This is a genomic window from Ostreibacterium oceani (genome assembly GCF_009362845.1).
GTDB classification, from domain to species: Bacteria; Pseudomonadota; Gammaproteobacteria; order Cardiobacteriales; family Ostreibacteriaceae; genus Ostreibacterium; species Ostreibacterium oceani.
In genome coordinates, this window is record NZ_WHNW01000012.1 from 1 (window position 1) to 24,861 (window position 24,861).

Genomic DNA, 24,861 nt, shown 5'->3' on the forward strand with positions numbered 1-24,861 from the left:
ATCGGTTACTCGCCATTGTCTGGTTTGATAAAGACGCCAAATCTCTTGGCGATCAAGCGGTGTTAAGCGTATTCGTTTGTGCATGTTCATTACAGTATTCTCTCAAAAAATACTGTAAACAACCCGAAGAAATCTTACAGTTTAGGTAATATCGCAGGGGTTGCCGTAGCCGTGAGTATCGGGGGTGCGGGCGCGACATTCTGGATGATTTTAGCCGGTCTACTCGGTATGGCATCGAAATTTACCGAATGTACCTTGGGTGTTAAATACCGTAACGAATACGCTGATGGACGTGTATCGGGTGGTCCGATGTATTACCTGAAAAAAGGGTTTGAAGAACGCGGATTACCACTAGGTGGATTTTTAGCCATCTTGTTTTCTATTTTCTGCGTATTTGGCGCACTCGGTGGCGGTAATATGTTCCAAGCCAACCAAGCCGCAAGTATGGTGAATGAGCAATTAGGCATTCCTGCTTGGATTACAGGTCTTGCGCTGGCCGTTATTGTGTTTGTGGTCATTGTCGGCGGGATTAAATCGATTGCGAAAGTCACCGAAAAAGTCGTCCCGTTCATGGGGGTTGGCTACGTTTTACTTGCTCTAATTATCATTTTCATGAATTTCAACCTCGTTGGTTGGGTATTTGCCGAAATCTTTAAAGGCGCCTTTACCGACACCGGTATTGTTGGCGGTGTTGTCGGTGCGATTATCCAAGGTTTCAGACGTGCGGCGTTCTCTAACGAAGCAGGCGTTGGTTCGGCGGCGATTGCCCACTCGGCGGTAAAAACCAAAGAGCCTGTTACCGAAGGCTACGTCGCATTACTTGAGCCATTCATTGATACGGTTGTTGTATGTACCATGACGGCTTTGGTTATTATCATCACGCAACAAATGGTGACAGACCCAGCCACTGGCATGTATGTCCTTAATGAAGCCGGCCGAATTGAAATGGCAAGCGGCGCAACAGGCGGCGTGCCAATTACATCAGCGGCATTCGCTTCTGTATTTAGCTGGGCACCATTTGCCATGATGATTGCGGTCTTGTTATTTGCTTTCTCTACCATGATTTCATGGAGCTACTACGGCGTTAAAGCGTGGACGTACATGTTTGGCGAGAGCAAAGCCTCTGAATTGACATTCAAAATCATTTTTTGTGTGTTCACGTTCATCGGCGCAGTCATCAGTCTAGGCGCAGTGCTTGATTTCTCAGACGCGGCGATATTCGCGATGGCCATTGTCAACATCATTGGTTTGTACTTCTTGATGCCTATCGTTAAACGCGAACTAAATAGCTACAAGGCACGCCTAAAATCAGGTGAAATCAAAAAGTTTAAATAATGCATTAAGTCATTTAAACTAACCATTAAAAAAGCCGGGCATTGCTCGGCTTTTTTAATGTGCTAATGTCAGGACTAGTCAGGACTAATGCAAGGACTGGCGCAAGAGACAAAGCAAGGGACGTTAAGGCATCGGTATTTCAAGCGGCGCAACTTAATCGCTAAGCGAGTGGTGATAGTCGATGATAGCGGATAATAGCCGATGATAGTGAATGATCGTGCGCCCAAAAAATAGGCGATTACAGCGGTCTAATTCTGCGATGGGAAATCGTTTGTACGGCGGAAAATCGTTTGCGCGGCGGGAATCGTTTACGCGGTGGGGAATAGTCGATAAAAATTATCGGTGGTAATGCGGGCAACCTCATCGGTAGTACAATCCTTAACCTCAGCCACGCACTCGGCCACATAGCGCACATAGGCAGGTTGGTTAACCTTGCCACGGTAGGGCATCGGCGCCAAATACGGTGCGTCAGTCTCAATCAGGATGCGGTCAAGCGGAACATACGCACAGACATCGCGAATCGATTGGGCATTTTTAAACGTAATCACCCCCGAAAACGAAATATAAAACCCCAAATCCAGCGCGGCTTCGGCCATTGATAAGTCTTCGGTAAAGCAATGCATGATGCCACCGCCATCTTGTGCGTTCTCGCTGCGTAGCACATCTATCGTTGCCGTCCTTGCATCGCGGGTATGCACAATCAATGGTTTTTGATAGCGCCGCGATAGCGCGATATGACGGGCAAAGCTATCGCGTTGGATTTGCTGTTTATCGGGGTTATGTTCGTAATAAAAATCTAGCCCACTTTCGCCAATCGCAATGACTTGCTCGTCTTGCAATTGCGTCTCGAGCGTTACAAAATCTTGGTCGTCAATATAGCCAGGGTGAATCCCAGCGCTTAGTTTAACGCGGTCTGCGTGCGGTTCACACAATTGCTTCATCGCCGGCCAATCGACTGTGCTCACCGATACACAAAGCATCTTTTCAACGCCGTTATTGGTGGTATTAGCCAAGACCGTCTCTAGTGTCAGCGGTGTTTTGTCGTGCTCAACGACCATGTTTAGATGGCAATGCGAATCAATCACACGCGCACCTGTACGTAAGACACCGACCCGTTTTTCCAAGTGTATGACATGTATGGCATCACCAACTACATCGTCGCGGTTGGCAATGGCGATTTGACTTTTTTACCCAAAATTTCCTCGATTTTATCGCGCATCTTTTCGGCATCGCGGCCTAAAATCTGCACGCCAATACCTGGCACGCGTTTGCCTAATTTTTGTTTAGGGTTTAGCCACATCACTTTGGCGGATACGGCAAATTTGCCACTATCGGCAGGCAGTGTCGCGAGCAAAAACACTTCATCGCCTAGCTGATAGTCATCTTCCGTTGGCACAAAGATGCCGCAGCCTTTGACAAACGGCATATAGCAGGCATAAAGCGTTTTATCATCCTTAAAATTTAGTTTTAAGACACCCCGCTTGGCTAAGGCATCGTTACCTGCCCCCTTGCTTTTTTCGGCGCCCGCTGTTTGACTGCTGTCTGTTGTTGTTGATTTATTGTCTGTCATGTTGCCAATCCATTAAATAGGTTTTAAGTTGCATCATAAGATTCACGTTGGTCGATTGCAAGCGCGTTACCGTCTCAACGACATCTCGCAAGCGGTACAATCGGCGTGCGGTCAATCCATGCCAATGTTGATATTGTAACGAATTTTTTCCCGATTTGTCAGTTTGTTCCGCGCTTTTTTGAAACAACAGCATAATTGTTGCGTCAATATAGCGCCGATAGCGCACTAAGTACTCGCCTAAATCCGCTTTGGGGATGTCGCTAATGAGTGAATCGACATCACAACGTCCTTGCATAAACTGGGCGAATCGATATTTGTCTTGTTTAATTTTTGACACTTTTTCTGGGTCTGAAAATAGCGCAAAAGCGGCCCTGGGCGAATAATCGACTAGCGCTGCAACCGCACCAATTTCGGCTTCTGTTTTTGCATCACCGACTCTTGCCTCAGCTGAATCTGGTGCCGCCGATTGCGTCAATTGCGTCAATTGCGCCTGTAACCAATGTAAAATCACGTGCGTATCAACCGAAGGGTGTTTAAATCGCTGCACACGGCTCATCATGGTATTCAGCACACGCGCAGGTTGCTCAGCCGTTAAAATAAACACCGTTTTAGCGGGCGGTTCTTCGACATTTTTTAGTAGCGCATTTTGTGCCGCCACGCTCAAACAATCAACACCATCAATTAGCACAATTTGTGGTTTATCGAATGTCGGACTGCGCCAAATCCTTTGCCCCATTTGACGAACGGAATCAATATTGGCGGTATCTCGAGCCGCTAAGTGCAATACATTTGGATGCGTTTTAGCGGCATTGAGATGACAATGCTGACACTGACCGCATAATCGTCTCTCATCGCACAATATCAACTGTGCCATTTGCCACAATAAGGTGTCGTCGAAATAATCTGAACGCGATCGAAAAAACAACGCCTGCGGCAGGCGGTCAGTCGCTATCATCTCACGTAACTGCATCAGCAATGTCTGATGCCAAGGATATTGCGCGGATAGTTGCATGGCGTATTCAATGGGTTGTTTAATGGGGTGCGTTAGCATGTTTTATCGCTTGGTTCATTTCATCGGTTCATTTCATCGGTTCATTTCATCGGTTCATTTCATCGGTTCATTTCATCGGTTCATTTCATCGGTTCATTTCATCGCTTAATTACCTGCTATTTTAGCATAAGTTAAGCACCCAGACTGATAAGTCTCATGCGCATATATCCACGCACATATCCACGTGCATCCCTTCACCGTTTTATCTACACTTAGCGGAAAACACCTTGTAAAGTTTGTTTCAGTGCGTAAATTGCGCTAAAGTATTGACTGGTTTAGTTGCCTACTAGTTGACTACTTAGTTGACAATTAGTTAATTGCTAGTTGAGCGTCAATCAACTACCAATTGACTACCGATAACAAATAAACAATTTATTTCAAAAAGATACTTTAAACGAGGAGACAAGCATGGATTATGGTTTTTGGATTGCACTGATATTATTAGTCGGTATCGGTATTTTTTTAGTCACCATCTACAACAAACTCGTTTCATTACGGAATCGATTTAAAAACGGCTTTGCACAAATCGATGTGCAGCTCAATCGCCGCTACGATTTAATTCCTAACCTGATTGAAACCACCAAAGCCTACCTGCAACACGAAAAAGAAACTCTAGAGAACGTCATCCAGGCGCGAAACGGCGCACTAAACGCAACCCAAGCCGCTGCCGCCCACCCTGAAGACGGTGCCGCGATTAAAAATCTCAACCAAGCAGAAGCCAAACTCGATTCTGCGCTCGGTCGCTTGTTAATGCTATCAGAATCTTACCCAGATTTAAAAGCCAACCAAACCATACAAGAACTAATGGAATCGCTCAGCAGCACCGAGAATAAAATTGCCTTTGCGCGCCAAGCTTATAACGATGCCGTTATGCATTACAACGAATACCGCGAGCAATTCCCCAATCTGTTTATTGCCAATAATTTTTCCTTTTCAGCCGCTGAATACCTCGAATTGCCTGACGAAAAAATGCGCGAAGCCATTAAAGTCTCTTTTAATAAGGCGCCTTAGCTTGTCATTTAAGGCGTTAATTTGTCGCTTTAACCTATTGCCTAACCTATCGCTTTAACCTATCGCCATGCACTAATGGATTTTTTTGAACAACAAGCCCTAGCCAGACGCAAAACCAAATGGCTAGTCGGTTATTTTTTAATCGCGTTAACGCTGATTGTGCTAACACTTAACACGGTGGCATGGTTAGTTTATTTACTCCTTTCTCAGCAACAAACACAAGCCGCTATACGGGCCATTGACAGTAGCATTGACGGCAGCATGGACAGCATCAATCAGACACTGCATTTTGGACAATGGCTTATCACGCCATGGGGCATTGGTATCGCACTAGGCATTATCGGCATTATCGCGGTAGGTAGCTTGTTTCGTTGGATTAGTTTAAGCGATGGTGGTTTGGCCGTTGCGCGCCTGATGAACGCGCGTTTTATTTTACCCGACACCAACGATCGGCTAGAAAAACAGCTCATCAACGTGGTCGAGGAAATGGCCATTGCATCAGGCACTTTTGTCCCCCATGTCTATGTCATTGACCATGAGCCTGGTATCAATGCGTTTGTCGCAGGAACGACCCAGCAAGACACCGTACTCGTGATTACCCAAGGCGCACTCACACAGCTCAGCCGTGACGAACTCCAAGGCGTTGTCGCCCATGAATTTAGCCACATTTTTCATGGCGATGTCAGAACCAACATGCAGTTAATTGCGATTTTAGCCGGTATTCTTTTAATTGGCCAAGCAGGCCACTATATATTGGATTCTGCCACTCGCATTCGCGGTCGTGATTCTGAAAAAGCCATTGCCGTAACACTATCTATTGGCGCGGCAATGACCGTTGTTGGCAGTATCGGCTTGTTTTTTGGTCGATTAATCAAAGCCGCCATCTCTCGACAACGCGAATTTTTAGCCGATGCGTCAGCCGTGCAATTTGCCCGTGATAACCAAGGGCTTGCGGGCGCATTGATCAAAATCGAGCAACAGGGTGCTTTGTTGCGCAGCGCGCACGCTGAAGAAACCAGCCATATGTGCATTGCTGAGCCTATTCGCATGGCATTTGGTGGCAGCATGGCATCCCACCCGCCGATTGACAAGCGTCTTGATGCCATTATGCGCCATTGGAAGCTATTTAAGCTAGAAAAATCACGCGACATCGGCACAGAAAATCAAGCAACACAGGCAGCACAGACAACACCCCAAAAGGCAAAAAATAGCGCTATCGACACCATAGGCAACCCAAACATCCAAGACATTCAACAAGCCGCCATCCTAATCGGTGCATTGCCAGAAATACTCAAACAAGCCGCGCACAGCCCGCGTAACGACATCAATGCGACCCAAGTCATTCTCGCGTTGTTATTTAGCGACAATGGGCAGTTTAGCGACACCAGTGAAAAGGCGATTGTGGCCGCTTATGATGATGCAACGCTATCTAATAGCAAAATGCTCGCCGCGCATTTGCCTGCTGATACCGTTACGTGGCGCTTACCTATCGTTGAAATGGCGATGCCAAGCATCCGCCGCCTCAATCAAACCGAACAACAACGATTTGGGCATCTATTGCAGCGATTGATTATGGACGATAAGCACGTTACGCTGTTTGAATACGTGCTCTATTGTTTAGTTATTAAATCGATTGACCCACAAAAGCCAAACCACCGCTTGATAAAACAATTTGCGGCGGTCGCTGATGACATCCAACAACTCCTTTCAACGGTAATCAACGCCAGCGATTATGACGACAACAAGCCACCCAAAGACAGGAAATCGGTCGTATTCACCCAGCAATGGCAACATTTTAGCAGCGAACCACGCCAATTAATCAGCGGTGCATTCAACGCCACTGCCGTCCATCAGGCATTAAAAAACCTCGATCAACTCGACATCTCTCGCAAAAAAATCTTACTCAGTCGTTTAGAAGCCGTCGCACTCGACGATCACCAATTAAATCCTCACGAGGCCGAGCTGCTTCGTGCAATTGCTGAGTATCTCGGTTGCCCCATGCCATTATCCGTACAGCAATATCGCGCGGACAAACTAACGCAATTGGATTTACATCAAATTCGCTAGGCCCTAAATACACTAAGCCACCATCAAGTATTGGCCCACCAAGTATTAGCCCCCAAGTATTGGGCATGCGCATCATCTAGTCGCTTGCACGTTACAAGCGACTGACTGCCTGAGAAATCACCGCTGCCATTTGCTCAACCGACTGTGTGGCATCAACCACCACACAGCGCTCAGGATGCGCATGGGCGATAGCTAGATAGCCGTCACGAACACGCTGCATAAACGACAGAGCTTCGGCCTCAAATCGGTCTATCGCTTCACCGCGATGCTGGCGACGAACCGCGGCGGCCTCTGCAGGCAAGTCCAGCAAAAAACTCAATGATGGTTGAAAATCATCATGCACTAACGCCGCCAACTGCGTAATCACGGCCAAATCAGCACCTCTGGCATAGCCTTGGTAGGCCATTGTTGCATCCGTAAACCGCGAACAAATCACCCAATCACCTGCCGCCACTTTGGGCTTTAACACGGTTTGAATATGCTCTGCACGGGCCGCAAACATCAGTAACAACTCGGTCATGGTCGTCATTTGTTGCTCGGTGGACAGCAGTAATTCACGAATTTTCTCAGAAATTACCGTCCCACCTGGTTCACGCGTGACATGCACGGTTTTTCCTTGCTGGCGCAATGCATTTGCCAGTAACTCAATCTGTGTGCTTTTACCCGCGCCGTCAATCCCATCAAACGTGATAAATTGTCCTGGCGCTATTTTTTCATGCGGTGCTGGCTGTCGCTGCTGCTTTTGTTCATTCATTGAATTCATTCATTTCCAACTGGTTATTGCGATTACTGAGATTACTGTGGTTATTAGGATTACTGCGATTCCTGCGATTGCTGAAACTGGCGATAGACTTTCACCGCCTCGCGATGGGCTTCGTACGTCTTGCTAAAGGTATGCCCACCCTTGCCATCTGCGACAAAAAACAAACTCTCGCCGTCGTCGGGCTGCCCTGCCGCAATCAACGATGCCATCCCTGGCAAGGCAATCGGTGTCGGTGGCAATCCATGTCGCGTATAGGTATTATAGGGCGTATCGAGGCGCAATTGACTGCGTGTCAAACGCCCAGTATATTGCTCGCCTAGCCCATAAATCACCGTTGGATCGGTCTGCAATCGCATCCCTTTGGCCATGCGGCGATGAAATACGCCAGAGATTTCATGGCGTTCACTGTCTAATGCCGTTTCTTTTTCAATAATCGATGCCAAGATAAGCAATTCATAGGGCGTTTTAAGCACAATATCGGGGTGCCGTGCCTGCCAAGCGGTCTCAAGATTTTTTTTCATCAAATCATGACTTTGTTTTAAAATATCAATATCTTTGGCTTGCTCCGCAAACTGAAAAGTATCTGGAAACAGCAAGCCTTCATAATGCGATATTTCGCTACCTAAAATCTCAGGCATGTCTTTGGCAGGCACAAACGTTAGCGTTTGTTCAACTTTTGGGTGCGAACGAATAGCGGCTAGTGCATCAGCAAATGTCCAACCCTCGATAAACTGCACGCGATAAACAATCGTCTTACCGCTGACAAACAAATCTAGCAGTTCAGGCGGCGTCATCCCCGCGATTAATTGGTACTGACCGACCTTTAGCTGGTGCGCTTGCCCTTGTTGCTGGGCCCAAAACTTGATGTACGCCGCATAGCGTTTATTTTGAAAATTAGCCAAGGCTTGGCCGTTACTCCCTTGACCTAACACGCCTTGGCCTTGCAACCGCCTAACAACGGTGGCAACGCTGTCTCCTGACTGGATACTAAAAGTTTGCGCCGCCGCATCATCGACCGCGCTAGCTCGTATAAAACGATGATAATCGGTATAAAGCCAAACGCCTGCTGCCAACGCAACAAAAATTAACAGCAGCAAAAAACGAATCAAAAATCGGCGCATGGGTGATCAACCATTTGTTTAAACGGATGGACTGCATCGACTGAAAACACTTTATCGATGGATTGAATGTGTCGGACGGGTTGCACACCCATCACGGCATTGGTTACAAAAACGGCATCGGCTCGCGCCAGCATCTGATAATCAATCGGCATCACCGCGACATCGATGTTTTTTTCTTGGCATTTATCCAATAAGTGGGCGCGCATCGTCCCTGCAACACCCGCTTGGGTTAAATCTGGTGTTAACAAGCGGCGGTCTGCGACTAAAAACACATTACTGATAAGCCCTTCGATTAGCAGCCCTGTCGTATCAAACAAAAGCCCTTCGTGATAATCTTTATCCGCTGGCTCGCGCCTAGCTAGCACATACTCTAGGCGATTGCAGTGCTTCATGCCTGCCAATACAGGCTGCTGCGCCAATTTCATCTGACAAATACGCACATTAAGCCCTTGGTACAGGGCGCTATTATACGCATACGGAGACACCGAGTAGCTGAAATAGCACGGCTGTGAGTCAATGCTTTGATAACCCCGCATGCCTTCGCCTCTAGACAATATCAATTTAATCACCACATAACGAGAATCTGAACAGGGGATGTCCGTCAATGCTTGCTGGATAATCGCTTCAAAGTCGGCTTTCGTTAACAATGGCATCCCGAGACGTTGACAGCCGCTAGACAACCGCCGCCAATGATAATCGCGCTGGTGTACGCGCCCGTCAATCACCAGCATCGTTTCAAAAATACCATCGCCATATTGCACCAAGCTATCATTGTGGGTGTACGTTTGGATAACTTTAAACGGCGGCGCTTTAAGCGACTGGGCTTTAAGCGGCTGAGATTTAGAAGGCTGAATAGCAGACATTATCGCTCCAATGCTTTGAGTAAGCCTTTGGCCTTGTTTCGTGTTTCCGCCAATTCTGATTCGGCAACAGAGTCATAAACAACGCCCGCGCCTGCACGAAACAAAACCCCATCATTATGGCACGCAAACGAGCGAATCAAAATATTGGTATCCATATCGCCGTTGTGATTAACATAACCAACAGAGCCCGTATAAACACCGCGGTAGGTTTGTTCTAATTCGTGGATAATTTCCATACATCGGACTTTGGGGCAGCCCGTTATTGTACCACCAGGAAACACAGCACGAATCACGTCTGCAGGCGTTATATCATCACGTAATTGCCCCACGACATTCGACACAATATGATGCACGTGTGCATAGGATTCAATCACCATTAATTCATCCACGGTGACGGTACCTGCTTGACAAATGCGGCCCAAATCATTGCGCTCTAAGTCGATTAGCATAATATGCTCGGCGCGTTCTTTAAAATGTCCTAGCAGCTCCGTTGAAAAGGCTTTATCTGTCACTTCACTGTCGCCTCTGGGGCGTGTGCCAGCGATGGGGCGTGTTTCAGCGCGTCCATTGGTTACCGAAACCAACCGCTCTGGCGAAGACGATACAATAGAAACACCCGGCAAATGACAACTCGCCGCAAACGGTGCGGGATTATTCTGTCGAAGCTGAGTATAAAGTTGGTCGGTCGCGGTTTGTGGCATCGCAAACTGCCACGCTCTGGATAAATTAACCTGAAAAACATCGCCTTCGATGATGTAGTTTCTTGATTTTTCAACCCCTGATAAAAAACGACTTGGCTCATCCTCTTGGAGGTTAATCAGCGGCAACGGATTCGCTGCGATGGCTTCTGCCGCTGCTGCCACCTTTGCTGCTGTCAGGCGAACACAGTCAACACAGTCAGCCATTGTTTGCAGTGCGGCATTAGCGTCACCACCATCAACGACCAAGTAAGTCAGTTTCGCGACATGGTCAACGACAATTGCCGCAGGGCAGCGTGCCGCAAAAGCCACAGGATAAGGCGGTGGCGTGAGCGATAAGCTGGGTTCAATCTGCTCGGCAAGCTCATAGGCAAAAAAAACAAACCAGCCACCGCGAAAAGGAATATGCGCTGGGATACTGGCATCTGCTTGCGCTTGATGCGCCAACCAATTTTCATTAAAGCCGGCTAAGAAATCCGCCTCGCTAGGATGCGTTAATGCATGGGTTTCGCTGGGGCGATAAAACAGCAGGCTGTAACGCCCTGTTTTGTCGTTTTTAGCAACAGATTCAAGCAAATAAGGAAATTTATCTGGCCATCGCTGGTGCAGTTGACACACATCAACTTCGCCCGCTAACTGCTGATATGCCATGATTTAATCAATCCACTAATCTGAGAATTTTTTAATCAGCAAAGAGCCATTGGTTCCACCAAAACCAAACGAATTCGACAGTGCATAATTTATCTGACTGTCTTTTGCCGTATTCGCGACCAAGTCAATATCAAAATCTGGCTCAGGTGAATCTAGGTTAATCGTTGGTGGCGCAACATTGTGATTAACGGCTAAAGTCGTAAAAATTGCCTCAATCGCACCCGCTGCGCCCAAGGCATGGCCTGTCATTGATTTGGTTGAGCTCATTTTTAATTGGCTAGTCTCTCCGTTGAATAGTTGCTTGACTGCCAAAAATTCGGCGCGGTCACCTAGTGGCGTTGATGTCCCATGTGCATTAATGTAATCTACTGACTGGACATCAATACTGGCATCTTTGACGGCATTCGCCATTGCACGCCGTGCACCGTCGCCATTCTCAGGCGGCGTCGTGATATGGTAGGCATCGCTACTCATTCCAAACCCAACCAGTTCGGCATAAATATTAGCGCCTCGTGCTTTGGCTGTCTCTAACTCCTCTAGCATAATAATGCCTGCGGCATCGGACAATACAAAACCGTCACGGTCTTTGTCCCACGGACGACTGGCCGCCGCTGGATTATCGTTTCTTGTTGATAGCGCCCGCGCAGCGGCAAACCCGGCAATACCCATGGCACAGGATGACATTTCTGCACCACCAGCCAGCATCATATCGACTTCGCCGTACTGAATCATACGAAACGCTTGGCCAATACTATGCGTCCCTGACGTACAGGCTGTTACGGTGGATAAACTCGGACCTTTGATGCCATACGCCATCGAGACATGCCCAGCGGCCATATTGATGATACTACGTGGTACGTAAAATGGCGATACTCGTCTTGCCCCTTTGTCAACGAAGGTTTGATAGCCTTCGACAATCCCTGGCAAGCCGCCAATGCCAGCACCAATAATGACGCCAGCGCGTTCGCTATTTTCGTCATTCACGATATAGCCACTATCCTGCACGGCCTCATGCGCTGCAACCAATGCATACTGAATGAATAAATCCATTTTACGAATTTCTTTGGCGTCGATGATACCCGTTGCGTCAAAGTTTTTGACTTCGCCGCAAAATTGGACGGACAAATCGCTAGGGTCGTAACTTGCAATGGTTGCAATGCCGCTTTGTCCATTAAGCAAACCTGACCAAGTAGCTGGCACGGAATTTGCCAAGGGCGTGACTGCACCTAATCCTGTAATGACAACACGTTTTTTCATGATAATACCACCGCCGATATAAATCAAAAAGCAGACTAGTCAACTAGTCTGCTTTTTGATTCATTAAACTGTTAACTGACTATAAAACAATACGCAACCGAAATGCTAGCCAGTTACCGCATTAAGCGGCATTTGCATCGATTTGATCAATCGCAGACTGAACGGTTGTGATTTTTTCCGCTTGGTCATCTTCGATAGTGATATCGAACTCAGTCTCTAAGTCCATCACTAACTCAACCAAATCCAAAGAATCTGCGCCCAAATCATCAATAAAGTGTGATTCATTTTTAATCGCGCTTTCCTCGACACTAAGACGCTCTGCAATAACTTTTTTAACCCGTTCTTCAATGCTGCTCATGTTGGTGTTTCCTCTGTTGGTTTAAAATTCATCCTATTGTAATAAAACTTTGCCAATTGTGCCACGATTTTTTCGCATCTATTTCGTATCTATTTTTGTATCTAAACAGATTGGCTACCGCTAACAAGTATTCGGCATGCTTAATCTGTCCAAAATATCATGTAGCAAGTAAGTAGCAAGTAACAACTGACGGCAAGTATTCCAACAATACGTTTTTATAGCGATGATAAAAGGATAGAAAAGGAAATAAGAAAAAACTGGCGGGGGGAATTAAATGGAGCCGGCGATAAGAATCGAACTTACGACCTACTGATTACAAGTCAGTTGCTCTACCAACTGAGCTACGCCGGCTCACGAAGTGCGTATTATATAAATCTAGTTTTCTTTTGTAAAGCACTGTTATCTTATTTTTCACCTGATTGCGACTAATTATTGCCGCTACATGGTTGATACATGGCTTACATATGGCTTGCACAGGGCTAATACCCTAGATAATTGATGATAATCCATAGACAAAAAGGGCGGTTAGTGGCTTAAAAACTAACCGCCCCATAGGCTGCCCTGTAATTGTCTTTCAATTGTCTTTCAATTACCTTTCAATTACCTTGCACCGCCCCTTTGGTATAAGAAAGAAGCCCTAGCAAATGTAGGCGAATAACCGCTTAGGTGCATTTAGGCGCTTCTACCGTGTCTTCGCGCAGCCGCAGTCGCTCTTGCCATGACCATTGCTGCCATCGCCGCGAACATCATCACGAGCAGAACAACTGCCAGCAAAAACAACCACGCTTTTAGATATAAAAAACCGCATGCAATTTCTCCATTTCATTCGTACAATCTATTAATTATACGCAATAAAAGGCGGCGATAAATTACCATTCATTAATATTTACTGACAGACTAAGTCTTATGAATTCGCTACATTTACATGACGTTACTACATTTCACGGGCTAGCTAACTGCTGCGCATGGCAGGGTTAACCGTTGATTGACGCTAATTGACGCTGATTGACGTCAATCAATCACCCAACACGACAGATCCGTTGCAAACGCAAGCGCGCCTTGGTAATGCGCGCGGATGCCAGCCGTCATTGCTTCCATTCGATTCTGACTGCGGTTCATGAAGTGTGACAAGACCACTTTTTTGGCGTTGGCTTGTTTTGCAATACGCCCAATCGTCGTCGGCTTCATATGCAAAAACGCCCCTGCACCTTGTGTGTGCTCGTGAATCGCTGCATGCGCGACTAATAAATCAGTTCCCTTTGCGAGTCTTTCGAGCGTCTGGCGCTCACCGTTCATATCACCGCTGATGGTGACTGATTTGCCAGCCACATCAATACGCCACGCCATCGCAGGCAAAAACCCATGATTAACAGGAATGCCCGATATGTCGAGACCCGGCGCTGGTTTGGCTGTATACAGCGCATCACCACTGACAGGCACATCATGGGCAATATAATTAAATGGTGTCTGACGATTCGCGTCAAAATACCCCGACAAATAAGGATACACACCACGTTCTTTATCAAATAATCTATCGACAAACACTGTCGAATTAACCAATAAATCGCCTTTGCCTTGATTGTCTGGTCCATAAATTGGCAAATTCTGGGTCCTTTCAGTAAAAAATCCTGCCTTTACAAACACAGGGAAATCTGCAGAATGATCCACATGAAAATGGGTAAATAGCACCGCATCCAAGTCGGCCAAGTTAGCACCGCTTTGCTCAAAACGCCAAGCGCTTCCTCCACCCATATCAATCATCACTTTGGCTTTACCACCCACCCACAACAAGTAAGCAGTAGAAGCCCGCCCGTCATCAATCTCAGGCCCGCCAGAGCCTAATACTTGCAGCGCAACGTTTGCCTGCTGGCAAGTTTGGCTTTGCGAGTCGTCTGCCCTGACAGGCGACACCAGCATAATCAGCATAACTAGCATCGCTAAAAACGAACCCCCAACATACCCTAACCGCTGCCATACCATTTTCATATTATACCGTCATCCATTTTATTTATTCGTTCATCGTATTGGTGCGTTCATCGTGTTGGTGCGCTCGTCACACGTTGTCAATCTTCGATTCGCACCATCGCTTCTGCATTAATACAGTAACGCAATCCGCTAGGCGGCGGCCCATCAGGGAATACGTGCCCCAGATGCGCATCACAGACATTGCATTGCACTTCGATGCGTTGCATACCGTGCCGCGTATCGGCGATATATTTAATCGCGTTTTCCTGTATTGGCTGGGAAAAACTCGGCCAACCCGTGCCTGAGTCAAACTTTAAGCGTGCATCGAATAGCATTGCACCACAGCATACACAGGCGTATAACCCTGGGTGATGCAGGCCACAGGCGTCGCTACTAAATGGCGGCTCGGTACCGTGTTGCCGTGTAATGTAATACTGCGCTTCTGTCAGCATTTCTCGCCACTGAACGTCACTTTTTTCGACGCGCTGGGCGGGTGCCAAATTGCCCTGCTTTACTAATTCATTCACGCGATTCCAGTTCAACATATTTTGCCTGCCTAAATTTGATGTTAATTACCTATTACTGGCATTACTACGGGCATTACTACGGGCATTACTACGGGCATTACTACGGGCATTACTACGGGCATTACTACGGGCATTGCTACGGGCATTGCTACGGGCATTATTACGGGCATTGCTGCTCATCTATTGCTTATCTATTGCTTATCTATTTATCATCTATTGTTCACCCATAGCCAACAGCGTTGCATTGCCACCGATGGCGGTGATGTTATTACTAATGGTTTTTTCATTAATAAAGCGCATCAAATAATGCGGGCCGCCCGCCTTTGGCCCTGTGCCTGACAATCCGTGTCCACCAAATGGATTGACACCAACAATCGCGCCAATCTGATTGCGGTTAATATAAATATTTCCTGCATCGATTTTACGAGCAACCGCCTCGTAAAATGTCTCGTTGCGAGAATGAATACCAAAGGTCAGTCCATAGCCCGTGCTGTTAATTTCTGCAATCACGTCCTCTAAGCGCTGACGTTTAAAGCGGATCACATGCAAAATCGGTCCGAATTGTTCTTTTTCTAGTGCAGCAATCCCATCAATCTCAATGACAGTGGGTTGGATAAAGTAGCTGTCCGTTGGGCAGTCATCTGACAACGGCGTTTGGTAACGCAGGGTGTGGGTTTTGCCCATTTCATCGAGGTGGGCTTGCAAACCAACTTGCGCACGGTTTTCAATCACACTACCAACATCGGTTTGATAGTGTTCTGGATTGCCTAAGCGTAATTCGGCCATCGCACCTTGGAGCAATGCTAAGGTTCTATCGGCAATTTCTTCTTGCAAATACAGCACACGCAACGCCGAGCAACGCTGCCCCGCCGAGGTGAATGCGGACTCAATCACATCTTTGACGACTTGCTCAGGCAATGAAGTGGAGTCAACAATCATCGCGTTTTGCCCGCCCGTTTCGGCAATCAACGGCACAATCGGCCCTTCGCGATTTGCCAGCGTTTGATTAATGCGCCGCGCCGTTGCTGTCGAACCCGTGAAACACACGCCATCAACCCGCACATCTTCCATTGCTTGCTGCCCAATGACCGAGCCTTTGCCACAAATCAGGTGCAATACATTGGTCGGCACGCCCGCTTCGTGCATCAATTGTACCGCGCGATAAGCGATTAAATTAGTCGGCTCAGCTGGCTTTGCCAGTACCGCATTGCCTGTTACCAATGCCGCCACGACTTGCCCTGTAAAAATAGCCAACGGGAAATTCCAAGGGCTAACACAAAAGAAAACCCCGCGCCCCGTCATATGCAGTTCGTTAGTTTCACCCGTAGGGCCTGGTAATACGGTGGGTGCTGGCCAGTTTTTCAGTGCTTCGTTGGCATAATATCGACAAAAATCAACCGCCTCTCGCACTTCATCAATGCCATCTTGCAGTGTTTTTCCTGCTTCTCGCGTACACAGCGCAATTAATTCGTGTTGGTTTGTCTCAAATAAGTCTGCAATGCGATCAAGCACCGCCGCCCGTTCGCTGGTCGGGCGCTTGGACCATTTTTGCCAACTTTGTTTGGCGCTGGCAATGGCCGTATTTAATAGCGCATCATCCGCAAAACTCACCGTACCAACAGCCTGCTGAAGGTTATACGGGCTATTGACTGCCAATGGCGCCTGTACTGCGACGGTTTTCCCATCGACAATCGATGCGCCATCATAGGTTTTTGCATAATGCGAGCGCACAGCGCCAATGAACGGTTCGCGTTGACAGGCGATATGCAAATTAAGCCCAGCAGAGTTTTGTCGATTGGCAAAAATCTCTGTTGGTTTCGCAATCGCCGTATTATAAAAACTGGCATATTGTCTGACTTCGCGAACGGGGTGCACCGCCAGCTGTGATACTGGCGTTTTCGGATCGATTAGCTTGTGCACAAATGACGTATTCGCTCCGTTTTCTAGCAGCCTGCGAACCAAATAAGGCAGCAAGTCTTTGTGTGCACCAACGGGTGCATAAATCCGACAATTCAATTCAGGGTGTCTAGTCAGGACTTCGTTATACAGTTCTTCCCCCATGCCATGTAGCCGCTGAAATTCAAAGCGATGGTTGTGATGCGCCTTGGCAAACGACAAAATACTCAACACGGTTTGTGCGTTATGGGTGGCAAATTGTGGGTAAATCGTCTCGTGCGCGGTAGCCAACAAATAATTAGCACACGCCAGATATGACACATCCGTGTTCGCCTTGCGAGTGAACACAGGATAGCCTGTCAGCCCCATTTGCTGGGCGAGTTTGATTTCGCTATCCCAATAAGCGCCCTTGACCAGGCGCACAGGAATGGTCTTTTTCTGCGCCTTGGCAAGCAAATGAATCCAATGCAACACAGGCAGCGCGCGACTGGCGTATGCTTGCACGACCAAACCAAACCCATTCCAGTCTTGGCAAACCTCGGCGCATAGGACTTTTTTAAATAAATGTAACGACAGCTCTAGTCTGTCCATTTCTTCTGCATCAATCGTGACTTGTACGTTGTTATGTCTCGCGTGAGCAACCAGTGCAACCACGGTCTCATAAAGCTCTGACAATACCCGCTCACGCTGCGACTCTTCGTAGCGAGGGTGTAGCGCCGATAATTTAATGGAGATATTGGGACGCGCGGCATCGCCTTTATAATGATGCGCTCCCAATGCACTAATCGCATCATAATAGCTTTGGTAGTAACGCGTTGCATCGGCTGCCGTAATCGCAGCTTCGCCCAACATATCAAAGGAATGCGTGTAGCCCAGTTTTCTATCGTCGTCCGCTTCGTTGAGGGCTTCTTTGATCGTGCGCCCCAAAACGAACTGCTTACCCATGATTTTCATCGCTTGGTTCATCGCGGTGCGGATAACGGGCTCGCCTAGACGATCAATTAATCGCCCTAGCGCCGTCCCTGGGTTTTCTTCGTTTTTCTTACCCCAACGGGTGACTTTGCCCGATAGCATCAACCCCCAAGTCGATGCATTGACAAATAATGAATCGCTTTTACTTAGGTGCTTGTCCCACTCGGCACTGGACAGTTTATCCTCAATTAGCGCATCGGCCGTTTCGCTATCAGGAATGCGCAATAACGCCTCTGCCAAACACATCAGCGTGATGCCCTCTTCAGTATCTAGGCTATATTCTTGTAAGAAATTATCAATACCACTGCCACGCCCTGCTGTTTTTCGAACCGTTGTAATCAGGCCTTCAACATCAGATTTCAAGGTATCTAGGTGCTTGTCATCCTGATTTATCGTTGCTAACAAGGAATCCATGTAGGTATTTTCGTCCACGATATAATTCTGGCTCAATGCTGACAACAAGGTGTCGGCATCGGTAAAATTGGCAAGCATTTTGGGGGTAATCATAAGCCACCTAAGCAATAAAATGAGTGAATAAGAAGCGGTCATTTGACCGTTTATTTGTTGTTATGTTTTTTGGTGTTACTTTAGACCGACAATCAGTCCAAACATCGTCTATGGTAAAGGCAATACCTGCTTTCGTCAACCACTGAAATAAACAGCGAGTTATCACCCTCGACACGCATACATACGGCATTTTAGCTGGCTGGTTTATTAAGCGCCACCATTACTTTCGTGCCACTGCATTCACAACCTGACATTCATCACATCCCCGACACGTAACCGCCCTAGCTTTGTTACCCGTGTTGTTACGCCAAAAATACTCACCCGTCTGCCCTCAGGCAACCGATAGCGCCGCAAATAATCCAGCACGGCTTCCTCGTGTTCGCCACTGTCTGGATTAATCGCAGGGACATTACAGCGTTCGCAAGGCATCTGTACATGCATCGAGACTCCGCACGTTGTGATGCGTTGCCAATCATCTTCGGCAAACGCATCAACCGCGCCAGAGACCACAATATTCGGACGAAAACGCCGATAATCTATCGCCGCCCCAGCAATCTGTTGCTGCGCATGCGCCAATGATGACTCGCTGACCAAATGAATGGGCTGCGCGTCTTGAAATAGCACTTGATACCCCTTGCTATACGCAAGACTTGGGCACATGTAGACCAAGCGTACTGGCTGCCCGACAATGTCACTTAAATATTCAGCGACTGCTTGCCCTTGGTCGTAGGCGGCTGTCTGGCGCTGCCAGACACTGACTATTGTTTGCGTTGATTGGTCGGTATAAACCACCTGCTCGCCGCAGGCTGGATGTTGCAAAGACAAGCCACCTTCAATCAAACGCACCGCGATGGACGTCAACTGGGGGTGCGAACGCTGCGTAATAAACTGCCCATGCTCATCCACTATCATAAAACTGCGGTCATGGTTTAAGCCGTAAGGCCTGACGATCACATCGTCTAACGAGACCCCTTGACAAGACTTTATTGGATACACAAATAACCCTGAAATCGTTAACATTTTATTACTCCTTTCATTGCATCCGCTTCGTCTCAGTCGTTGATTCGTTGCCAAACGCTTCGTCGAGCAACGCCAACTCCATATCGTCAAACCCTGCTTGCAGCCGTGCTGGTCGATTAAATGCCGTATCCATGCCATTTTTAAGGTAGTACTTCAATAGCGTTCGAAACGTCCGATACGGGCTTAAACAACGTTGCTGACAGCAATACTTAAACCACCGCGACCCAATCGCCACATGCCCAATTTCGTCTTGGTAAATGACATTGAGCATTTCAACCGATTCCATATCGCCGATGCTGGCGAGTTTGTGTTGGATTTTTGGTGTCACATCCAACCCTCTGGCTTCCATGACGCGTGGTACTAGCGCCATTCTTGCCATGACATCATGCTCAGTATCAACACACATCGCCCATAGCCCCGTATGCACAGGAAAATCGCCGTATTGACAATCTAACGCCGCCATACGCGCGGTGATTAATTGAAAGTGCTCGGCTTCTTCTTTTGCCACGCGCAACCAGTCAACATAATAATCCATCGGCATTTGGCGAAAGCGATAAACGGCATCTAGCCCAAGATTAATCGCATTATATTCAATATGCGCAATGGCATGAAGCATGGACTGATGTCCTGATTTACTGCCAACGCCTCGCCTTGACAAGTGCGATGTCGCTTTGACCGTCACCGCATCAGGTAACGGTGGATTGTGGATGGGTTTGACTGGCTTGCCCTCAATCACTAATGCGTGGTCACAAGCCGCACGATAGAGCGCCTCGATTTGGCGCTGCTTGCCCAAAATATCACTGGTCATTAACGCCTGATAAACATGATTTAAATCAAACATATTAATCACCTGCCCTGTCAAAGCCGTCCATTGCAAAAACGGCCATTACAAAAACATCGTATACGCGGGATTATCCGTTTCATCCACATAATAATAACCAATTTTATCGAGCATCGCATTGAGCCTAGACACCTCATCAGGGCTTTCAATACCAATCAATACCCGCCCATAATCAGACCCATGGTTGCGATAATGAAACAACGTAATATTATGCCCACCGATGTGCTGCAAAAAATTCAGCAAAGCGCCTGGACGCTCTGGAAATTCAAACCGATACAGCAGCTCGCTTTTATCCGCGCACTTGCCGCCAATCATATACCGCATGTGTAATTTAGCAATATCGTTATCTGAAAAGTCACTAACCTCGTAACCCGCCTCGCCCAGCATGGCAATAATTTCGGCAATTTCCGCGCTACCTTGACCGATTGCAATCCCAATAAAAATACTCGCCGAGTCCGTCGCCGCATAGCGATAATTAAATTCGGTAATCGCTCGGCCGTTAATGATTTCGCACAATTGTCTAAATGCGCCAGGGCGTTCTGGAATCGTCACACCCAATAAACACTCGGTCTGTGCGCCAATCGCCGTGCGTTCGGTGACATGGCGCAAGCGATCAAAGTTCATATTTGCACCACTGACAATGGTAACGAGATTCAAGGGGTTACTTGCTTGTCCACGGACTGGCTGCGCTTGACACCACTTTTTTAGCCCCGCAACCGACGCCGCCCCTGACGGCTCAACAATGGTGCGTGTTTCATCAAAAATATCATTAATAGCGGCACAAATCTGGTCGGTTGTCACCGTCACCATTTCGTCAATTACTTGGCGCGCAATGGCGAAGTTATTTTCACCCACGCGCTTAACCGCAATACCATCAGCAAACACCCCGACATGCGGCAAAGTCACTAATGCTTGTTGCGAAATAGCAGCCTGCATTGATGCGGACTCGACATGCTCAACACCAATAATTTTAATACTGGGTTTAACGGTTTTGATATACGCGCCAACACCAGCGGCAAGTCCGCCGCCACCGATGGGGATAAACACCGCATCAATGTGGCGTAATTGTTCGACAATCTCTTTGCCAACCGTGCCCTGCCCTGCGATGACATCCATATCATCAAACGGATGTACAAACACCAATGATTGTTCGTGCTGCAGTTGCTTGGCATGCTCGGCGGCTTCGTCAAAGTTATCCCCGTGAATCACGACGGTTACCCACGATTGACCAAAGCGCTTAACCGCATTAATTTTAATCGCTGGCGTAATATTGGGCATCACAATCGTTGCGCGAATACCGAGCTTACTTGCCGCCAACGCAAGCCCCTGCGCATGATTGCCAGCAGATGCCGTAATCACGCCTGCCAAATCAGGCACCGCATCGACTAGTTTCGCCAGTTTATTGTATGCACCACGGCATTTAAATGAAAAAACAGGCTGTAAATCTTCACGCTTGGCATATACTTGATGATTCAGCTTTGCTGACAATTGTGGCAACAGCTCAAGCGGCGTTTTTTTAGCGACATCATAGACGGGTGCTGTTAGAATGTTATTTAATAGGTCTTTCATCATACGTTAGAGGTTATCATGGATTCAACAGATATTCTAAAACAAAATGCCGCAAAAAAGGCAATCGAATGGGTGCGCCCCGATGAAATAATCGGCATCGGCACAGGCTCGACAGTGAATTACTTCATTCAAGAACTCGCCGCACTCGCCCACGATATTCCTGGTGCGGTTTCTTCTAGCGAAGCAACCAGCGAAAAACTCCGCGAAATCGGTATTCCCATTGTGTCGCTTAATTATGCGGGGGAGATTAGTTTGTACGTAGACGGCGCTGATGAAGTTAACACCTTCAAACACCTTATCAAGGGTGGCGGGGGTGCACTCACGCGCGAAAAAATCATCGCCGAAGCCGCCAATACCTTTGTCTGTATCGTTGATAGGCAAAAAGTCGTCGATGTGCTTGGCAAATTCCCGCTGCCTATCGAAGTCATCCCAATGGCGCGCAGCCTCGTCGCGCGTAAAATCCAACAAATGGGCGGCAAACCCGTCTGGCGAGAAAATTTCATCACCGATAACGGCAATGAAATTCTCGATATTCATCATTTGCAAATCGCCGAGCCGCAAGCCCTAGAAACCGCATTAAACGAAATCCCAGGTGTCGTGACTGTTGGGTTATTCGCACACCGCAAAGCCGATGTCGTGATTGTCGGTGACGAGCCCGTCCGTGTTCAGTAGTCACACCAAGTAGTCATGCCAAGTAGTCACGTCAAAATTTGCAATATTTTTTGACCCAGCAGGCTTGAAACCTGCATAGCTACGTTATCAAGTGGTGCCTCCGGAGAGAATCGAACTCTCACTCTGTTGCCAGAACCGGATTTTGAATCCGGCGCGTCTACCAATTCCGCCACAGAGGCTAATTAAAACGATCTGTATTCCCTGTATTTTCGCTGTATTACTTTACTCAGTACGTTTTGCGTTCGCTATTTTACCCTTGTTAACACGAACTCACAAGTTTTATGATAAAATTTTACCCAGCAGTAAAATACCAAGCAAACATCATAACCCTATTTCGAGGATCGCATGAGCAAACCAATCAATCAAATCAGCAGTCGTATCACACAACCTAAATCCCAAGGTGCTTCACAAGCGATGCTATACGCAACTGGCATGACCGAAAGCGACATGAACAAGGCGCAAATTGGAATCGCCAGTGTTTGGTACGAAGGAAATCCCTGTAATATGCACTTGCTAGACTTGGCAGAAGCCGTCAAAGAAGGTGTCAACGGCGCCGGTATGATTGGCATGCGATTTAACACCATTGGGGTTTCAGATGGTATTTCAATGGGCACAGATGGCATGAGCTATTCGTTGCAGTCTCGCGAAATTATCGCTGACTCGATTGAAACCGTAATGAGTGCGCAGTGGTACGATGGTAATATTTCTCTCCCTGGATGTGACAAGAACATGCCAGGGGTTATCATTGCGATGGCACGCGTCAACCGCCCTAGCATTATGGTTTATGGTGGCACGATTGCCGCAGGCCATGCGTGCGGCAAAAAACTCGACATCGTCTCCGCGTTTCAAAGCTACGGTGAGTTTCTCGCCAAAAAAATTGACGAAGACGAGCGCCAAATGATTGTTCGTCATGCTTGTCCTGGTGCTGGCGCGTGTGGCGGCATGTACACTGCCAACACAATGGCATCGGCTATCGAAGCACTAGGTATGTCGTTACCGTACTCTTCATCGATTCCTGCAAACTCACCTGACAAACGCCATGAATGCCTTGCCGCAGGTGCGGCGATTCGCCAGCTACTCGAAAAAGACATCAAGCCCAGCGACATTATGACCCGAAAAGCTTTTGAAAATGCTATGGTCATCGTTACCGCACTCGGTGGCTCAACTAACGCAGTCTTGCACTTATTAGCGATGGCGCGTGCAGTCAATGTGCCACTCACATTAGACGACTTTCAAACCATATCCGACCGCGTGCCGTTTATCGCTGACTTAAAACCCTCTGGGCAATATGTGATGGAGGATTTACACGAGGTCGGTGGCACGCCAGCCGTCATAAAATATTTATTAGAAAAAGGACTGATGCACGGTGATTGCCTGACCGTTACGGGTAAAACATTGGCTGAGAACGTTGCCAATCTGCCTGGACTTAGCGAGGGGCAACAAATCATCTACCCGCTTGAAAAAGCGATTAAATCGACAGGGCATTTGCAAATCCTCAAAGGCTCGTTAGCGCCCGAAGGCTCTGTTGCCAAAATCACAGGTAAAGAAGGCCTGTTTTTTGAAGGCCCTGCCCGTGTATTTGACCGCGAAGAAGCCATGCTGGCAGCAGTCGAGCAAGGCAAAATCCAAAAAGGCGACGTGATTGTTATTCGCTACGAAGGCCCCAAAGGCGGCCCTGGCATGCCAGAAATGCTGACACCAACGTCTGTTATTATGGGCGCGGGGCTTGGCAATGATGTTGCCTTGATTACGGACGGGCGTTTTTCGGGTGGCTCGCATGGCTTTATCATCGGACATGTCGCGCCAGAAGCACAGGTAGGCGGCCCTATCGCATTAATAGAGGACGGTGACATTATTACCATTGATGCAGAGACCAATCGCCTAGATGTCAAGCTATCGCCTGAGACGCTTGCCGCACGAAGCGCCGCATTCACCCCACCCCCGTATGAGGCCACACGCGGCACCTTGCACAAATTCATTAAAAATGTATCTAGTGCGTCTTTTGGCTGTGTCACTGACGAATAATATGCACCCATAATACACGTCACAATCACTGCCGCTGTGTTGAGATAATCCCGATTATTCCAATTATCCCCGCACAGCGGTCACATCGTCACGAGATTGACTCATCCACACCCGAACAACCC

General features: G+C 47.7%; 19 protein-coding genes, 2 tRNA genes and 1 pseudogene. 5 read left to right on the forward strand and 17 right to left on the reverse strand.

What is annotated here, in order from left to right:
• Positions 1–141 precede the first annotated feature (141 nt).
• Positions 142–1,335: pseudogene (locus GCU85_RS08750) on the forward strand (alanine/glycine:cation symporter family protein); the annotation flags it as partial.
• Positions 1,336–1,643: 308 nt separating this feature from the next.
• Here the strand turns inward: GCU85_RS08750 and GCU85_RS08755 are convergent.
• The 3 genes from GCU85_RS08755 to GCU85_RS08765 are packed head-to-tail and all read right to left on the reverse strand — an operon-like array spanning position 1,644 to position 3,956.
• Positions 1,644–2,459 carry a TatD family hydrolase gene (locus GCU85_RS08755; protein WP_218110634.1) on the reverse strand — a complete coding sequence of 272 codons (816 nt, stop codon included), beginning with the start codon at positions 2,457–2,459 and terminating at the stop codon, positions 1,644–1,646.
• Positions 2,460–2,485: 26 nt separating this feature from the next.
• A complete protein-coding gene (locus GCU85_RS08760; protein WP_152810805.1) occupies positions 2,486–2,905 on the reverse strand; it encodes a PilZ domain-containing protein in 420 nt (139 codons plus the stop codon).
• On the reverse strand, positions 2,892–3,956 hold the full coding sequence (locus GCU85_RS08765; RefSeq protein WP_152810806.1) for a DNA polymerase III subunit delta': 1,065 nt from the start codon (positions 3,954–3,956) through the stop codon (positions 2,892–2,894). Before GCU85_RS08765 ends, GCU85_RS08760 begins: the two co-directional genes overlap by 14 nt.
• Before the next feature lie 408 nt (positions 3,957–4,364).
• Here GCU85_RS08765 and GCU85_RS08770 point away from each other — a divergent pair, with 408 nt between their 5' ends.
• Positions 4,365–4,967, forward strand: a complete 603-nt coding sequence (locus tag GCU85_RS08770; RefSeq protein WP_152810807.1) for a LemA family protein — start codon at positions 4,365–4,367, stop codon at positions 4,965–4,967.
• A 75-nt stretch (positions 4,968–5,042) separates the two neighbouring features.
• A complete protein-coding gene (locus GCU85_RS08775) occupies positions 5,043–7,034 on the forward strand; it encodes a M48 family metallopeptidase (protein ID WP_152810808.1) in 1,992 nt (663 codons plus the stop codon).
• A gap of 91 nt (positions 7,035–7,125) precedes the next feature.
• Here GCU85_RS08775 and tmk read toward each other — a convergent pair whose 3' ends face one another.
• The 13 genes from tmk to ilvA all read right to left on the reverse strand — a co-directional run bounded on the left by tmk (position 7,126) and on the right by ilvA (position 22,042).
• Positions 7,126–7,797: a dTMP kinase gene (gene tmk, locus GCU85_RS08780; protein ID WP_218110635.1), complete on the reverse strand. Its 672-nt coding sequence runs from the start codon at positions 7,795–7,797 to the stop codon at positions 7,126–7,128.
• A gap of 50 nt (positions 7,798–7,847) precedes the next feature.
• Complete coding sequence (mltG, locus tag GCU85_RS08785) at positions 7,848–8,918, reverse strand: endolytic transglycosylase MltG (RefSeq protein ID WP_152810809.1); 1,071 nt, start codon at positions 8,916–8,918, stop codon at positions 7,848–7,850.
• Positions 8,903–9,781, reverse strand: coding sequence for an aminodeoxychorismate lyase (gene pabC / locus GCU85_RS08790; protein WP_152810810.1), 879 nt, complete (start codon positions 9,779–9,781; stop codon positions 8,903–8,905). Before pabC ends, mltG begins: the two co-directional genes overlap by 16 nt.
• Complete coding sequence (locus tag GCU85_RS08795; RefSeq protein WP_152810811.1) at positions 9,781–11,130, reverse strand: aminodeoxychorismate synthase component I; 1,350 nt, start codon at positions 11,128–11,130, stop codon at positions 9,781–9,783. Before GCU85_RS08795 ends, pabC begins: the two co-directional genes overlap by 1 nt.
• A gap of 15 nt (positions 11,131–11,145) precedes the next feature.
• Positions 11,146–12,390 (reverse strand): beta-ketoacyl-ACP synthase II, encoded by a 1,245-nt coding sequence (gene fabF, locus GCU85_RS08800; protein WP_407944983.1) that lies wholly within the window; start codon positions 12,388–12,390, stop codon positions 11,146–11,148.
• A 118-nt stretch (positions 12,391–12,508) separates the two neighbouring features.
• Positions 12,509–12,745 (reverse strand): acyl carrier protein, encoded by a 237-nt coding sequence (acpP, locus tag GCU85_RS08805; protein ID WP_152810813.1) that lies wholly within the window; start codon positions 12,743–12,745, stop codon positions 12,509–12,511.
• A 275-nt stretch (positions 12,746–13,020) separates the two neighbouring features.
• A tRNA-Thr gene (locus GCU85_RS08810) sits at positions 13,021–13,096 on the reverse strand.
• 660 nt (positions 13,097–13,756) lie between these two features.
• Positions 13,757–14,731 carry an MBL fold metallo-hydrolase gene (locus GCU85_RS08815; RefSeq protein WP_152810814.1) on the reverse strand — a complete coding sequence of 325 codons (975 nt, stop codon included), beginning with the start codon at positions 14,729–14,731 and terminating at the stop codon, positions 13,757–13,759.
• Between the two features lie 77 nt (positions 14,732–14,808).
• On the reverse strand, positions 14,809–15,255 hold the full coding sequence (gene msrB, locus GCU85_RS08820) for a peptide-methionine (R)-S-oxide reductase MsrB (RefSeq protein WP_152810815.1): 447 nt from the start codon (positions 15,253–15,255) through the stop codon (positions 14,809–14,811).
• 195 nt (positions 15,256–15,450) lie between these two features.
• The gene (gene putA / locus GCU85_RS08825; RefSeq protein ID WP_152810816.1) at positions 15,451–18,612 is read right to left on the reverse strand and encodes a bifunctional proline dehydrogenase/L-glutamate gamma-semialdehyde dehydrogenase PutA; all 3,162 of its coding nucleotides are present in this window, start codon (positions 18,610–18,612) and stop codon (positions 15,451–15,453) included.
• A 240-nt stretch (positions 18,613–18,852) separates the two neighbouring features.
• Positions 18,853–19,632 carry an MOSC domain-containing protein gene (locus tag GCU85_RS08830; protein WP_218110636.1) on the reverse strand — a complete coding sequence of 260 codons (780 nt, stop codon included), beginning with the start codon at positions 19,630–19,632 and terminating at the stop codon, positions 18,853–18,855.
• Positions 19,633–19,645: 13 nt separating this feature from the next.
• Positions 19,646–20,473 carry a ferritin-like domain-containing protein gene (locus GCU85_RS08835; RefSeq protein WP_152810818.1) on the reverse strand — a complete coding sequence of 276 codons (828 nt, stop codon included), beginning with the start codon at positions 20,471–20,473 and terminating at the stop codon, positions 19,646–19,648.
• A 45-nt stretch (positions 20,474–20,518) separates the two neighbouring features.
• A complete protein-coding gene (gene ilvA / locus GCU85_RS08840) occupies positions 20,519–22,042 on the reverse strand; it encodes a threonine ammonia-lyase, biosynthetic (RefSeq protein WP_152810852.1) in 1,524 nt (507 codons plus the stop codon).
• A gap of 18 nt (positions 22,043–22,060) precedes the next feature.
• On the opposite strand from ilvA, the gene rpiA reads away from it, so the two are divergent.
• Positions 22,061–22,714, forward strand: a complete 654-nt coding sequence (gene rpiA / locus GCU85_RS08845; protein WP_152810819.1) for a ribose-5-phosphate isomerase RpiA — start codon at positions 22,061–22,063, stop codon at positions 22,712–22,714.
• Between the two features lie 92 nt (positions 22,715–22,806).
• On the opposite strand, the gene GCU85_RS08850 is transcribed toward rpiA, so the two are convergent.
• Positions 22,807–22,893 (reverse strand) — tRNA-Leu (locus GCU85_RS08850).
• A gap of 166 nt (positions 22,894–23,059) precedes the next feature.
• Between GCU85_RS08850 and ilvD the strand changes: the two genes are divergently transcribed.
• A complete protein-coding gene (gene ilvD, locus GCU85_RS08855; protein ID WP_152810820.1) occupies positions 23,060–24,739 on the forward strand; it encodes a dihydroxy-acid dehydratase in 1,680 nt (559 codons plus the stop codon).
• The last annotated feature ends 122 nt before the right edge of the window (positions 24,740–24,861 follow it).